The following is a 14,050-nucleotide window of genomic DNA, read 5'->3' as shown; positions in this document are numbered from 1 at the left end:
GGAACCCGGGCTGTTTTTCGCTCAGGTTCCTTATTTTATCACTGACTGCGTTTGGCCATTTTCCTCACTTGATCGCCGTTTTCCTGTTGAATGGCTTTCTGGGCCAATCCTTCTGCCGTTTTTGAATCAACACGGCGAACAGCTTGCTTCACTTCCGGGATGGCTCCGGCGCTCATCGACAATTCGTGAAGTCCCAATCCGATCAGCACTTCAGCCATTTCTCTGTCCCCTGCCAACTCTCCGCACATGCCAACGACAATCCCGGCTTTTTCAGCAGCCTGGCAAGTCATTTGAACCAGGCGAAGGACGGCGGGATGAGCAGCATCATACAGGTGGGCCACTTGTTCGTTGCCCCGGTCAGCTGCAAGTGTGTATTGAGTCAAGTCATTGGTTCCGATGCTCATAAAGTCTGCTTCTTTTGCCAGCAGGTCTGCGGTAACCGCGGCTGCGGGGATTTCGATCATAATTCCGACCGGAATTGAATCCGCGACGGCAACGCCTTCCTGTTTTAGTTCATTTCGGCACTCTTCAAGCAAAGCTTTGGCGGCACGAATTTCCGAGACACTCTGAATCATGGGGAACATAATCCATAATGTGCCGTCTACACTGGCCCGCAATAGGGCTCGCAGTTGTACTTTAAACATCTCCGGATTGGCTAAACAGTAACGAATCGCTCGATGCCCGAGGAAAGGATTTTCTTCTTTGGGGAGATCGGCGTAAGGAAGATCTTTATCCCCTCCGATATCCAGTGTGCGTATGACGACCGGCCGTTCCCCAAACGCTTTTAAGACCCGGGAGTACGCTTTATATTGCTCTTCTTCAGTTGGCCAGTGATCATTTTCCAGATAGAGAAACTCGGTCCGGAACAAACCTACTCCCTCAGCATGATTAGCCAGAGCGATTTCTACATCATTCAGGCTACCGATATTGGCAAAGACCTGGATCCGTTTGCCATCGGCAGTAACAGCTTCCTGTGCTGCTTCCGCCAGAGCTTGTTCGCGCACTTTCTTTTGTTGCTCCATTTTTGTACGGGCTGCTTGTTCCGCTTCGGCTGAAGGGTTGATATAAATTTCCCCTTTGTCACCGTCAATAATAACGGTATCCCCGTCTTTCATCCGGTCAATCCCGTTCCCCAAACCAAGAACAGCAGGAATGCCGAGGGTGCGTGCCATGATTGCGGCATGAGCCGTTTTGCTTCCCCTGGCAGTGGCCATCCCGGCAATTCCCTCGGGAAATTGTGCAGTGTCTGAGGGGGTTAATTCTTCTGATACGACAATACTGCCAGGTTTAAGCAAGGACGGGTCAAACGGGCTTTTTCCTGACAACAGCAACAGCAGGCGGTTCCCAACATCTTGAATGTCATCGGCCCGGGCGCGCATGTATTCATCATCAAGCGAGGCGAGCATGGTGCTCATCTCTTCAGTTACCTGGGCACAAACGGCCTCGGCATTTTTGGACTGGGATTGAATACGGTTTTGCATTTCACCGGTAAAAGACGGATCATCCAAAAAGGCCAAATGAGCGTCAAAGACAGCGGCTTCCGCTTCACCCATGCGTCTGGCAGCAATTTGACGCAATTGGGTGATCTGTTCTTTCGCTTGTTCCACCGCTTTCTGTAATTTGGACAGCTCCTGTTCGGGTTGGTCCACATGACGAATTTGCACAGTGGGTTTATCTTTTCTCCACCAGATAACTTGGCCGATTGCCAAACCGGGTGCGGCCCCCACTCCTTTAATATGCAGATTCAATGTATTCCCCTCTTCCGATTATATTGTTATTCCTGATGGGTTTCGATAAAAGTGGCAAGTGTTTCTACGGCTGCCTCGGCATCTTCGCCTTCAGCCCGGATGATGATGGAATCATTTTGTTTTGCCGCCAGAGACATCACGCCAAGCAGGCTCTTGGCATCCACCTCACGACCTTCTTTCACCAGTTTGATCGTGCTTTTAAAGTTTCCGGCCTCTTTTACCAGCAGAGAAGCAGGACGTGCGTGAAGACCGCTTGAATTTGTAATAGTAACTGTTTTTTCCGCCATCAATCATTACTCCTTTGTTGATTTGTTTTTCATGGAACGGACCGGTCTTTCCGATCCTGAACCGGCTTTCAGAATCTGTAAAACCTGGTTTAACACTTTTTCGCCGTCCATCGTGACAAAAGCGATCGGATCTGCTAATTCGAGCGGGATGTTTTGCTTCCTTGTGATCTGCTGCAATTCACTTTTCAGGTGACGTACCTGTGGCTCCAACAGAACGAGATCGGCATCTTTTGGATTTTTTTTAAATTCGACTGTTCCAACCGCTGTTACCTCAAGGTGAATTCCTCTTTGAACTGCCGCCTCGTTTACTTTCTGGCAGAGAGCGGTTGAGCTGATTCCCAGGTTGCACAAAATAATCAACCGGATCGGACATCTCATTCTTCCATCGCAGCCCGCGGCAACCATCATCTGGGCATCCTATCCTTCCTGACTATTATTTCCCGCCCATATGTGTGACATGTAATAACCATAGATGGTGGGAACATCACAAGTAAAAGAAAATAAGATGTGTGCGAAACCCGCCTCTATCATTTTTCCTGCAAAGAACAGCCCATTATATTAAAAAGCAAGTTTCATGCCAACTGTGTTTACAAAGAAAGCCCTCATGACCAAGCGACACACCCCTGGCATAAAGTTTTCATCATGCCCGGGAAGCAGAATTGTGGGGAGAGACCTTTTGGCAACCTTCTGAGCGGAAAAAACGGAACAAGGGAAAAAGCGACCAATTCTTCATTGGCTTCGCTTCCCTGCCCTAATGACTGCGCCCTTTGTGCTGTTTTTGGAGCGGCCACTTTTACTTCTTCGCAGGCGCCGGTCGGAAGAGAGACAGAATTCTGCTTCCCCCTCAGATACATACACTTTCACAGAATAACAGGGAAAAGTGTGCAGGATCAATTGCACACTTTACACAGGCGCCTTCACGACCGTTGCGGAAAACCGCGCCATTTCTCGTGCGGTTGCAGGTGGATACTGGATACAAAAAGTTTCTTCCAGGCGTTTCAATAGCTGCTCCCAGACAAATATTTGTGCAGTGGAGAGATGGGCCGGGTCGCTATTCGGTTCGGAAACTGCCTCTTCTGTCTCTCCTGAAGCCAATCGGTTTTGTAACAGGCGGTCTGTATAAACCCCCAAATGCATCCAGCAACCTGCTTCCAGCTCGGCATCCCAGTCAAATACTTCCCGAAATGTTTCCATCTCACTGCTGACAATTTGCATAAACCGCCAGGGGTTGAAATGAACAACCGTTTTCAAAAGCCCCTGCTGAACCCATTCAGGGATGTTTTCCCGGCTCAGAACGGCTTCCTCCTTATTTGTTTTCCTGGGCCGGGTCGTATCCAGGCGCTCCGTTAAACGTTGAAATCCCTGCGGCTGATAGAGTTCCCAGGCCGGGATATAGAAAATGTCGTCCATGGCGGGGGGAACAGTGCCAACAACTGCGATTAAGTTATATTCTTCTTTTAAATGTTCCAGGGTCAGAGAATGGCGGTTTACAGGGTCAATTTGTACAGATTGTACTACCACGTCCTGATCAGTGGGAGGCAGATTTTCCTTGAGCCAGTATTCCAGGGAAACAGCCGCTCCTTCCCCGGTTAAACAAACCGTAGCAATTAATCGCTGTTTAAGCTGATTCTCTCTTTTTTCTTCTGCAGAGAGAAACAGGGAGATGATTTTAATCTCACGGGCGGGTAAATCAATGCCCAGTTCTGTTCTTAAATCGTTTGCGATCTTTTGTGCTGCCTGATGATAAAAAGCCGGTGGTTCCGGCAGTGAAGGCAGCGGGTCTGTTTGCAGCGAAGACGGCGATTTGTTGAGAAACTCCTGAATATGAAGGCTTAACGCAGCCAATTGTCTGTAAGAGAGAGGTTTTCCAATCTCTTGTATCGATTTCCTTAAAGCCTCAAATAACTTACTCCAAATAGGAGAGCCTTCCTGATGCCCGTTTTGCCGGGACCGGTCCGCCGAATCAAGCAGGGAATGGATATATTGATTTATAATGGCTTGCAGTTCCTGATCGATTTGCATGGAGCTTGCATTTTGTTTCAGCAGCTGCTCCCGGTGTTTGGTGCACTGTTGATAGATGTTCTCCAGTTCTTCCGTTTCAGTTGTACCTGGCAAACCTTCTGTGGAGACAAGTGGCCGAATCGCGGTGGTTACAGGGCGATATTCACGCAAAGAACGCGGTAAGTCGGCAAATTGAACCATCACTTCTTGACCGGGACGGTAGAGATGGCGCAGAAATGCCCGGGCGCATGCGATTTGTATATCACTCCGGAGCTGCCCAATATTTCCCGGACATTCATATTGGAGGAAAGCAGTGTAACACTCCGGGGACATCTGTAAAGGAACGCCCATCTTACCGGCTTCCTGCTCCAGGAAAAATTGCAGTAAATCTTCCCGTTCCTCGCGAGGCCGATCTCTCAGCGGCGGAAGAGTCAACCGGACCGAAAAGCGCCTGTATAACGCCGGCAGCAATACTTTTTCCGGGGATTCAGTGGTTGCCCCGATTAGGTGAATATTTCCTTTTCGGTGAGTGCCCGTTTCTCCCAAGCGGCGATAGGAACCCTGATCGATGAGGTAAAAGAGCATTTCTTGTCCCGCCGGTGGCAAGCGGTGAATCTCGTCTAAGAATAAAATTCCCTCATTTGCCCGTTCAACGAGACCTGCCTTATCTGTCAGGGCACCGGTAAAGGCTCCTTTTTCCACACCAAATAACTGTGCCATCAGCAGTTCGGGATTCTGGGCATATTCGGCACAATTAAAAGAAATAAAAGGTGAAGATGAAGGGAGGCGCCGGTCTCTGACAGCGATTTGGTACAGGGTGTGGGCAAGATAACTTTTCCCGACTCCTGTTTCACCGGTAAGAAGGATCGGCAATCCATAGGGCGGGTAAAGCAGGGCGGCCATTGCCTCGTGCAAAACCGGCTGCAGGCTTTTGCCCACCCCCGCCGCGAAAGAGACAAACTCAGGCTCACCGGAATGCAAAGGTGTCTTTGCGGAGCTGACGGGAGAAGGCTTGTCCATTTGCGGCACAGGCGGTACCGGGATATACCGGACCGGGCGGCCGATCTTTTTTTGCGCTTTGTTCTCTTTCACCAGTTGATTTAAATAGCGGCTGGCCGTAGAGCGGTCAAGCATCAGCTCTTGTGCCACCGCCTGTGCAGGCACTCCCTGTTCATATTTTCGATGTAACTGGATCAGTATTTGCTCAACCCGCTGAATTTTTTTCATGGGATCATTCTCCAAACTACTCCGGTTTCTCTCTTTCTATCATACACACTTTGCACAGTTTATGTGAATGTTAATGTTAGGTATTGAAATTGTTTTATTTCTAAACCCGAAGAGGGAAGAAGGGGGCGGGTGCAGAATTGTACCCATGCAGGATGTTTCTGTGTATTTTTAAGACGTATTTTTCTTTCATGGGAGGCAGCAATATATGGAGAAAAAAATGCAAGAATTAAAGACCCGCTACCGTGAGATTTATGATATTCACTCCGCACTGTCGGTATTGAGCTGGGACCAGAATACTTACATGCCGCCGGCCGGAACAGAGGCCAGGGGCAGACAAATGTCAACGCTCGGGCACATTGCCCATGAAAAATTGACGGATCCGGCTGTAGGACAGTTGCTGGAAGATCTCTCCGGCTATGAGAAGAATATTCCCTATGACTCGGATGAAGCCGGTTTCTTGCGCGTAGTGCGCCGCCAGTATGTAAATGCTGTTCGTGTTCCGCCTGACTTTATTGCGGCTTTTTATAATCATGTGGCGCAAACTTACCAGGCATGGGTGGAAGCGCGTGAAGAGGATAACTTTGCCAAAGTAGAGCCGTATCTGGAAAAAACGCTGGAATACAGCCGCCAGTATGCCAGTTATTTTAATGGCTATGAACATATTGCTGATCCGCTGATTGACCGGGCAGATTACGGGATGAAAGCTTCTGCTTTGAAAAAGCTGTTTGTTGAGCTTCGCCGCCAGTTGGTGCCGCTGGTCGAAGAAGTAACTTCATATCCGCCGACAGACAATTCCTGCCTGCTGCAGCATTTCCCCAAAGAGAAACAAATTGAATTTGGGCTGAAAGTCATTAAAAAGTTAGGTTTTGATTTTGAACGAGGGCGTCAGGACATGGCTCCCCATCCATTTATGACCAAATTTGCCCACGGTGATGTGCGCATTACCACCCGCATCAATGAAAATCAACTGGGAGAGGCGCTGTTCAGCAGCATACATGAAACGGGACATGCCCTGTATGAATTGGGGATCGACTCCCATCTGGAAGGAACTCCTCTCCATGATGGAACATCTGCCGGCGTTCACGAAAGCCAATCTCGTTTGTGGGAAAATATCGTCGGAAGAAGCTACGGTTTCTGGACCTATTTTTATCCGCAATTGCAGGAGGTGTTCCCCTCACAGTTAGGCAATGTGACGCTGGATCAATTTTACCGCGCAATTAACCGTGTGGAGCGCTCTCTCATCCGTACCGATGCAGATGAACTGACTTACAACTTGCATGTGATCATCCGCTTTGATTTGGAACTGGCCATGCTGGAAGGTAAGCTGGCGGTTAAAGACCTTCCGGAAGCGTGGCGCAGCCGTTACCAGTCTGATATCGGCATTGCTTCCCCGGATGATAAAAACGGGGTTTTACAGGATATTCATTGGTACATGGATTACATAGGAGGTATGTTCCAGGGCTATACACTTGGCAATATTTTAAGCTGTCAGTTTTACGAAGCGGCTTTAAAAGCCTGTCCGGAAATTCCCGTTCAGATTACTCAAGGAGAGTTTGGAACCTTGCATGAATGGCTGAAAGATAACATTTACCGCCACGGCAGCAAGTTTACCGCTGAAGAAATTATCGAGAGAGCAACCGGCTCTTCCCTGACAATTGAACCATATATGAACTACCTGCGCAGCAAATATGGTGAACTGTACCCAGGCAAATAATGAAAATAAGATAATGGTTGCTAAAGAATCCTGATTCCCGATTCTTTAGCAATTTTAGGCCTTTCGCATCAACGAAGACGATTGATTTGCTTTGATAGTGATTGAAAATAATAAAAAGCAGAAAGGGTGTATAGTTGGTGAGCACAAAAAACAGTTTTAACAGCACGGATGAGTTGGAGTTTCACCGTACCTCAGAGTTGGAAGCTGAGTATACCACCATTGAAGATGATTTGGAAACAGACCAGTGGGAGGAATTGGCCGATCAAGAAGTTGAATTTTTTCAGGAAAAGACGGTGACGACCGGCCGCTTGAACAGCAATGTACTTGATAAATTTAATGAAGAAAGCTTTGATACGGACCCGTTTAACAACAATAGTAAATGGGAAAATACACCACTTCCTGTGAGCCTGGAATTGGAAGAGAACTGGGAAGAGGATGCCTGGCTGGAGCGCTGGCGCCTGAATCCGGAAAAATACCTGGTCACGGCTCTCCCGCCCGAACTGTCACAGCGCCTGGAGGAATCTGTCAGAGAAAGAAAAATGAAAAGAAATGAATTTGTACTTAAAGCCTTGGAGGAAGCCTGCCGGCAAGCGGAATTGGACAAAATTCGCAGAAAAGGACTTGCTGAGGGCGAACCGGCAAAACTGATTAAAGACCCGCAAACTGGTAAATATCGCTGTTTTCCCTCTGACTTTTTTACTGAAGAAGAGTTGTATGGTTTTGAAGTGATTGAAGGCAAGTATTATCAAAAGCTCTGGGAAAAAGCAGAAAAAGGTTGGGTCCAGGTTAACAAAGGATATTTTGAAGCAGTCGGAGAGCAGGATTCCCCTTACATAAAAATGGAGAACAACAAACCGGTCGGGGGCTGGGAAGTCTACCCGTTTGACTTTTTTGAACATGATTGGAAATGGGGCATTTATGACAACAGCAATGTTGTGATCGAAGTGGTCGGACGCAAAGAAGGAGACGCCCCTCTTATGCTTGATATCTATGTGGACAATGAGCTGGTAGATTCGGTGCAAACATCACGTGAAGTGCATCGGGTCATTATGCAATATCATCGTTAATTGCACTGGCGGAAGACATGAGTTGTCACGGAGCCATTTTTTCACCGGCGGCAGGGGGGGAAATGGCTCTGATTTGTTTGCCTTTTCATGATATAAGACCTGTGGCGGTCTCTTTTTTTATGTTTTTACTCATGCTATACTCTACTTTAAATGTAAACTTAATTTTAATATATGGTTTACATTTAATGAAGTGTAAAGGCAGCAGAACTGCAAGTATAAACGAGGGCCAGGAGTTTGTCCTGTTCGATTCCAAATGGAGGGTTGGGAATGAGTGCACAAATGGCTGTCGGCAGAGTGTCACATTGGGAACAATATGCAGATAAGGCTTTAGCGGGTGATTGTTTAACAGTGGAAGAAGGCTTGTCTGTTCTGCGGGCGGATGATGCTGAACTGCTTCCGCTCCTTCATGCCGCTTTCCGTGTCCGCCGCCATTATTTCGGAAAAAAAGTGAAGCTGAACATGATCATGAACGCGAAGAGCGGTAATTGCCCTGAAGACTGCGGATACTGCTCTCAATCGATCGTCTCTGGTGCACCGATTGAAAAATATACATTTCTGAAAAAAGATGTGCTTGTCGAAGGAGCGAGGGAAGCACTTTCCAGGAAAGTGGGTACATATTGCATTGTTGCCAGTGGACGGGGACCGACGGAGCGGGAACTGGAAGAAGTGATTGCAGCAGTGAAAGAGATTAAACATGAGATGAAAATGAAAGTGTGTGCCTGTTTGGGGATCTTAAAGGAGGATCAGGCGAAACGGCTGAAAGAAGCCGGTGTGGATCGCTATAACCACAATTTAAATACCAGTGCCGACCACTTTCACAACATAACAACTACACATACTTATAATCATCGGGTACAAACGGTAAAAGCTGCTAAAGCTGCGGGAATGTCCCCCTGTTCAGGCTGTATTGTCGGCATGGGTGAATCTGATGAACAAGTGATACAGATCGCCTATGAGCTGCGTGAACTGGACGCCGATTCGATTCCGGTCAACTTTCTAAACCCGATCCCGGGGACACCCCTGGAAAATATGAAAGATCTTAATCCGCGCTACTGTTTAAAAGTGCTGGCACTTTTCCGCTTCATTTGCCCCGGTAAGGAAATTCGTGTCTCAGGAGGAAGAGAGGTAAACTTGCGCCATTTGCAACCGCTCTCCTTATACCCCGCCAACGCTGTCTTTGTAGGTGATTATCTGACGACTGAAGGACAGGAAGTCTTTACAGATCATCAGATGATCAAGGATTTGGGATTTGAGATTGAAGAATGTGCATATTAAACGTCTTTTCTGACTCTCGAGTGATGCAGTCATCGCAGTAAGAAGATAACAAAATATGCCGTAACTCAGGTGGGGAATTCATTTCCCCATTTTTTTGTGAAAGTGTGTGTCACCAGGGGAAGGCAAATGTATAAAATCGTTCATCCGCCGGCCTGTAACAGGTCAAGTTGTGAATGTTTTATATTTGAGAATGTTTAAGCAGGAGTTTGTAACCGGGTTGGCGAAAAAGTAATTGAACATTCAATGATGTCTAGACCGACTATAAAAGACGGAATTTTCCGTAATATTACGATAGATTTTCCACTTTCATATTAAACTATTTTTCATAATGAGAGGGGTGTCAGGAAGATGGATAAAGAGCGGTTGGCACGACAGATGAACCGGTCAGTCATCACTTATGATGAACATGCTGTTGTACATAAAAAAATGGCTCACCGCATTCTTTGCACTTTAAAAGAGAAAGTGCTTCAGGCGGAGAATATTTTGGAGATTGGATGTGGAACCGGCTATTTGACACAACTGCTGATCGACCATTACCCGCAGGCATCGGTAACCGCTGTTGATTTAGCGGAAAAAATGTCGGAAATGGCGGGTGAGAAGGTGGAACCCAGCTCACGGGTGCGTTTTTTAGTTGGAGATGCAGAGTTGATCGACCTCGGCAAACAGGATTCTTTTGATTTAATCGTTTCTAATGCCACCTTACACTGGCTGCAAAACCCGGAGGGAACATTGACCCGCTGGGTGCAAAGGCTGAAAAAGGGCGGATGGTTCATTGCGACCACCTATGGACCGGATACTTTTCAAGAATTGCGCCTTATATTTGAAAGGGTAGAGCTTGAGCTGGGGATGACACCGCAACAGCATACCATGTTGTTGCGATCTGCCGGGCATTGGGAGCGGCTGCTGCAAGAAACAGGTTTGTCCCGGGTTTATAGCGTTGAATTTTGGAATCGGTCGATCTATGACGATTGCCGGCAATTTTTACAATCCGTGAAAGCAATGGGGGACAGCTACAGTGAAGCCGATCAAAGCTTCAGTACTGCCCGCCTTGTGTTGCTTGAGGTCATAAAAAGATATAATTGGGCCTACCGGTCCGGGGAAGGCGTTTACAGTACCTATCACCTGTTGCAGATCGCAGGACAAAAAGGATGGAGTTCAATTCCAAGCTTCTGTATATAAGAAAAGGTTGCGGTCTCTATTCTTGAAAATTTTGTGCTACTATGGAGTTACCACAGGAAAGGAATGGTGACATGCTGAAACAATTTTTTGCTTCTCTGGGTGTAGGTGCAGCTAAAATTGACCTTATTTTAGATCGGGATTCCGTGATTATGGGCGAAGAAGTTACAGGGAAAATTGTACTGAAAGGCGGAGATGTGAAACAACTGATCGAGGGGCTCAATGTGGAATTTCGTTTGTCTTCCAGTTATAAAAAAGGTGACCATCATGTAAATATCAATGAAAATATCGCCACAATCCCGGTTACTTCTGAGATATTTACCGTTTATCCTGATCAAATCAAAGAATATCCATTTTCCTTTATCTGTCCCCGCCATTTACCGGTTTCATCTATTAATACCCGTTACTATTTCCAGACCCACCTGGAGATCAAAGAGGGACTGGATGCGCAGGATCGTGATTTTGTTGACGTGTATGCGACAGGTATACAGAACAACTTTTTACAAGGATTTAAAGCCCTGGGATTTGTTCACCAGGGAGAAGGATATAGCGGAAGCAGAGATCAGGGGTACCAAATCATTCAGTTCCGGCCCACCAATTGGCTGCGCGGCCAGTATGACGAAATCGTTTTTATGTATCAACCTCACCTGACACAAAATTCCGTCAGCGGATACTTTGAATTAGATAAACGTACGACAGGTATATTGGGCAAGATTGCGGATGAGCTTGATTTGGATGAGAAAAAAGGTCGTTTTTATTTTGATGCCGAAGATCTTGCCTCCCCGGACAAAGCGGCGCAAACGATTCGTCAATTTATCATTTCCAATTCAGAAGGCCTTTACGGAATGTAAGCACTCATTCTTTTTTCCAATGAACCGGCAGCGATAAACTTCCGGTTTTTTTATACCATTTATCTCAACCTGAACAATACCTTAATTTTACTCCTCTCTCCCTGACTATTCTTTTCTTTTGCTAAGATAGAATTGGATAAGGAGGAGAGGTCTGAATGAGGGAGATTCGCATTTTGCTCGTCGATGATGAAACGGAAATATTAAACCTCATTCGCATTGTTTTAAAGAAAGAAGGATTTACGCAGATTTTTACTGCGATGAGTGCAGCTGAAGCGATACATCAATGCCGGCAACACCAGCCCCATTTAATTGTACTGGATGTGATGTTGCCTGATGGGGAAGGATTTGACGTGTGCAGGGAGATGAGACAGATGACAAATGCTCCGATTCTGTTTCTCACTGCACGAACTACCGACTTGGATAAATTGACCGGCTTTAGTATGGGCGGGGATGATTATATTACCAAGCCGTTTAATCCGTTGGAACTGGCGGCACGGATCAAGGCTCAATTGCGCCGATTGCAGCTTGTCCAGGCCAGTTCTCAAGCAAGACCTAAGATCCATGATTTTGGCCGTTTTTGTATCCATGAAGAATCAGGACAGCTGTTTGTCGAAGGGAAGGAAGTTTCCTGTCCGGCAATGGAATTTAAACTTCTCCTCTTTCTTTGTTCCCATCCCAACCGGATCTTCAGCAAGAAGCAACTCTATGAACAGGTGTGGGGAGAAGAGAGTTTGGGTGACGAGAATACAGTTATGGTCCATATGCGAAGATTGCGGGAGAAGATTGAACGGGACCCCAGCCACCCCGAATGGCTGGTCACCGTACGCGGGCTTGGTTATAAACTGGTTGTTCCGCAAAGAGGTTTGGTGCGATGAAGCTGAGCGGACGGATTATGTGGCAGTTTTTATGGCGGTTATTCTCTGCCACTATATTGAGCTTTCTTTTATATGTCGGAGGGATTCTCGTTTTATTTAACTTTCCCCTTAAATCGCCAAAAGAAGACCGGCTTGAGAGTCCAAGAAATTTAATCGCAGATTTATCTGATAAAACAGACATTCATGGTGAAAAAGTAACCCCCCCGCCTGATCTCTTGCAGGAAATCAAAAAGAGGCGGGGGTGGATGCAAGTTCTTGACGACCAGGGCAGGGAAATTTACCAATATCGGCGGCCTTCCCATTTTCCGGTGCGATATTCTCCGGGTGTCCTCGCGGATTACCAAAATGACCGGAAGCAGTCAGGTTACGACATCCATACCTGGTACCAGAAGAAAAATAACCGCATCTATACGTGGATTTATGCTTTGCCGAATATAAATGAACTTACTCTGCTGGAGATGAAGAAGCATACATCCATTCACCACGGACGGGCGGCAGTAGCTCCCCAGGTGCTGAAGAAAATTGAAAAAATGAAATCCTGGGTGCAAATTTTGGATGATCAGGGCAAGGAGATTTTTGCGCATCACCGCCCCGACAAACAACCGCGGGTATATCCTCCGGGTTTCTTTGTGTATCACGACCAATACGGATCAAATATGTACTATCTCAATGACACCATAAACGGCAAAACCTACACATGGGTGTTGGGAGGGGCGAAGAAGCAAAGTGATATTTACCCCTACTCCGAGGCGAGCCATTATCAGATAAATAAAGCGAAAGAATGGTTTCAGCTGTTCTATTATTCATCGTTTATCGGGAGTATCGGGATCTTCCTGTTTGTGGCTTTTTTATTTGGAAACCGTATAAGCCGTCCCGTTTTGCATATGATGAACTGGCTGCAACATTTGGCGCGGGGAGTCTACCGGGAACCTGTCAATAAAAAGGGGTTGCCGAAAAGTATCCATCCATCCAGCGGAAAACTGCGCCGTCCCTATCGTACCTTCAAAGAGGTGATTGCCTCTTTGCAACAGTTGACAGATACCCTGAAGGAAAATGAAGAAAACAGGCGCCGTTTGGAAAGGACCAGGGAAGAGTGGATTGCCGGGGTTTCTCACGATTTAAAAACTCCGTTATCTTCGGTCAAAGGCTATGCCGATTTGCTGTCAGAAGAAGGATATGACTGGAAACAGGATGAAGTGCGTCAGTATGCAAAGGTGATCCAGGATAAAGCTCTCTACATGGAGCACCTGATCGAAGATCTCAATCTGACGTTCCGCTTAAAAAATGAAGCCCTTCCTTTACAGCGAAAAAAGGAAGACCTGGTTGAAATTGTCCGCCGCTCCGTGATCGACCTGGCGAATAACTCCAGTGCGGAAGATCAGCATATCACTTTTCACTCGGAGGAAAACAGCATTTATTTTCCGGTCGATCAACAGTGGTTCCAGCGGGCTTTTAATAATCTGCTGACCAATGCTTCTATTCATAACCCTCCGGGCACTGAGATTGCGGTTCAGATCGGAAAGAGCGGGGATGGGGAATCTGTCGTCATATCCATCGAAGATAACGGGCAGGGAATGGACGCGGAAACCGTATCACGGCTTTTTGACAGATATTACCGGGGAACCAGTACGTCACATAAAGGAGCAGGAACGGGGCTTGGCATGGCCATCGCCGAGCAATTGATTAAAGCACACGGAGGCACTATTAAAATAGAAAGTTCGGTCGGAAAGGGAACCAAAATTTTGATCTGCTTAAGCGGGGGCGAATCTGAAAGGTAAAACGGTTCATAATTAAGCTTCTGTTCAGCTTTTGTTTCAGTTCACTTCATT

Annotated in this window: 11 protein-coding genes; 7 read left to right on the top strand and 4 right to left on the bottom strand. The window is 46.8% G+C overall.

Annotated elements, in window-relative coordinates:
* Window positions 1-38 precede the first annotated feature (38 nt).
* From ptsP to I8U27_RS07770, 4 genes are all read right to left on the bottom strand, one after another.
* Complete coding sequence (gene ptsP, locus I8U27_RS07785; RefSeq protein ID WP_181751100.1) at window positions 39-1,748, bottom strand: phosphoenolpyruvate--protein phosphotransferase; 1,710 nt, start codon at window positions 1,746-1,748, stop codon at window positions 39-41.
* A gap of 26 nt (window positions 1,749-1,774) precedes the next feature.
* Window positions 1,775-2,035 carry an HPr family phosphocarrier protein gene (locus I8U27_RS07780; protein ID WP_181751099.1) on the bottom strand — a complete coding sequence of 87 codons (261 nt, stop codon included), beginning with the start codon at window positions 2,033-2,035 and terminating at the stop codon, window positions 1,775-1,777.
* Window positions 2,036-2,041: 6 nt separating this feature from the next.
* Window positions 2,042-2,440 carry a PTS sugar transporter subunit IIB gene (locus I8U27_RS07775; RefSeq protein ID WP_232345309.1) on the bottom strand — a complete coding sequence of 133 codons (399 nt, stop codon included), beginning with the start codon at window positions 2,438-2,440 and terminating at the stop codon, window positions 2,042-2,044.
* Window positions 2,441-2,938: 498 nt separating this feature from the next.
* Window positions 2,939-5,263, bottom strand: a complete 2,325-nt coding sequence (locus I8U27_RS07770) for a sigma 54-interacting transcriptional regulator (protein ID WP_181751098.1) — start codon at window positions 5,261-5,263, stop codon at window positions 2,939-2,941.
* A 205-nt stretch (window positions 5,264-5,468) separates the two neighbouring features.
* Between I8U27_RS07770 and I8U27_RS07765 the strand changes: the two genes are divergently transcribed.
* The 7 genes from I8U27_RS07765 to I8U27_RS07735 all read left to right on the top strand — a co-directional run bounded on the left by I8U27_RS07765 (window position 5,469) and on the right by I8U27_RS07735 (window position 13,999).
* Window positions 5,469-6,977: a carboxypeptidase M32 gene (locus I8U27_RS07765; protein WP_181751097.1), complete on the top strand. Its 1,509-nt coding sequence runs from the start codon at window positions 5,469-5,471 to the stop codon at window positions 6,975-6,977.
* Between the two features lie 137 nt (window positions 6,978-7,114).
* Window positions 7,115-8,044: a hypothetical protein gene (locus I8U27_RS07760; protein WP_181751096.1), complete on the top strand. Its 930-nt coding sequence runs from the start codon at window positions 7,115-7,117 to the stop codon at window positions 8,042-8,044.
* A gap of 267 nt (window positions 8,045-8,311) precedes the next feature.
* Complete coding sequence (bioB, locus tag I8U27_RS07755) at window positions 8,312-9,319, top strand: biotin synthase BioB (protein WP_181751095.1); 1,008 nt, start codon at window positions 8,312-8,314, stop codon at window positions 9,317-9,319.
* A 348-nt stretch (window positions 9,320-9,667) separates the two neighbouring features.
* Window positions 9,668-10,498, top strand: a complete 831-nt coding sequence (locus I8U27_RS07750) for a methyltransferase domain-containing protein (protein ID WP_181751094.1) — start codon at window positions 9,668-9,670, stop codon at window positions 10,496-10,498.
* Between the two features lie 71 nt (window positions 10,499-10,569).
* Window positions 10,570-11,346, top strand: coding sequence for a sporulation protein (locus I8U27_RS07745; RefSeq protein ID WP_181751093.1), 777 nt, complete (start codon window positions 10,570-10,572; stop codon window positions 11,344-11,346).
* Window positions 11,347-11,501: 155 nt separating this feature from the next.
* Window positions 11,502-12,221 carry a response regulator transcription factor gene (locus tag I8U27_RS07740; protein ID WP_181751092.1) on the top strand — a complete coding sequence of 240 codons (720 nt, stop codon included), beginning with the start codon at window positions 11,502-11,504 and terminating at the stop codon, window positions 12,219-12,221.
* Entirely contained in the window at window positions 12,218-13,999 is a 1,782-nt protein-coding gene (locus I8U27_RS07735) for a sensor histidine kinase (RefSeq protein ID WP_181751091.1), read from the top strand. The genes I8U27_RS07740 and I8U27_RS07735 overlap by 4 nt, the downstream gene beginning before the upstream one ends.
* Window positions 14,000-14,050: the final 51 nt, after the last annotated feature.

This window comes from Paenactinomyces guangxiensis (genome assembly GCF_016055185.1).
Taxonomy (GTDB): Bacteria; Bacillota; Bacilli; order Thermoactinomycetales; family Thermoactinomycetaceae; genus Paenactinomyces; species Paenactinomyces guangxiensis.
The sequence above is the reverse complement of the archived record's forward strand: the minus strand, read 5'-3'. Positions and strand labels throughout refer to the sequence as shown.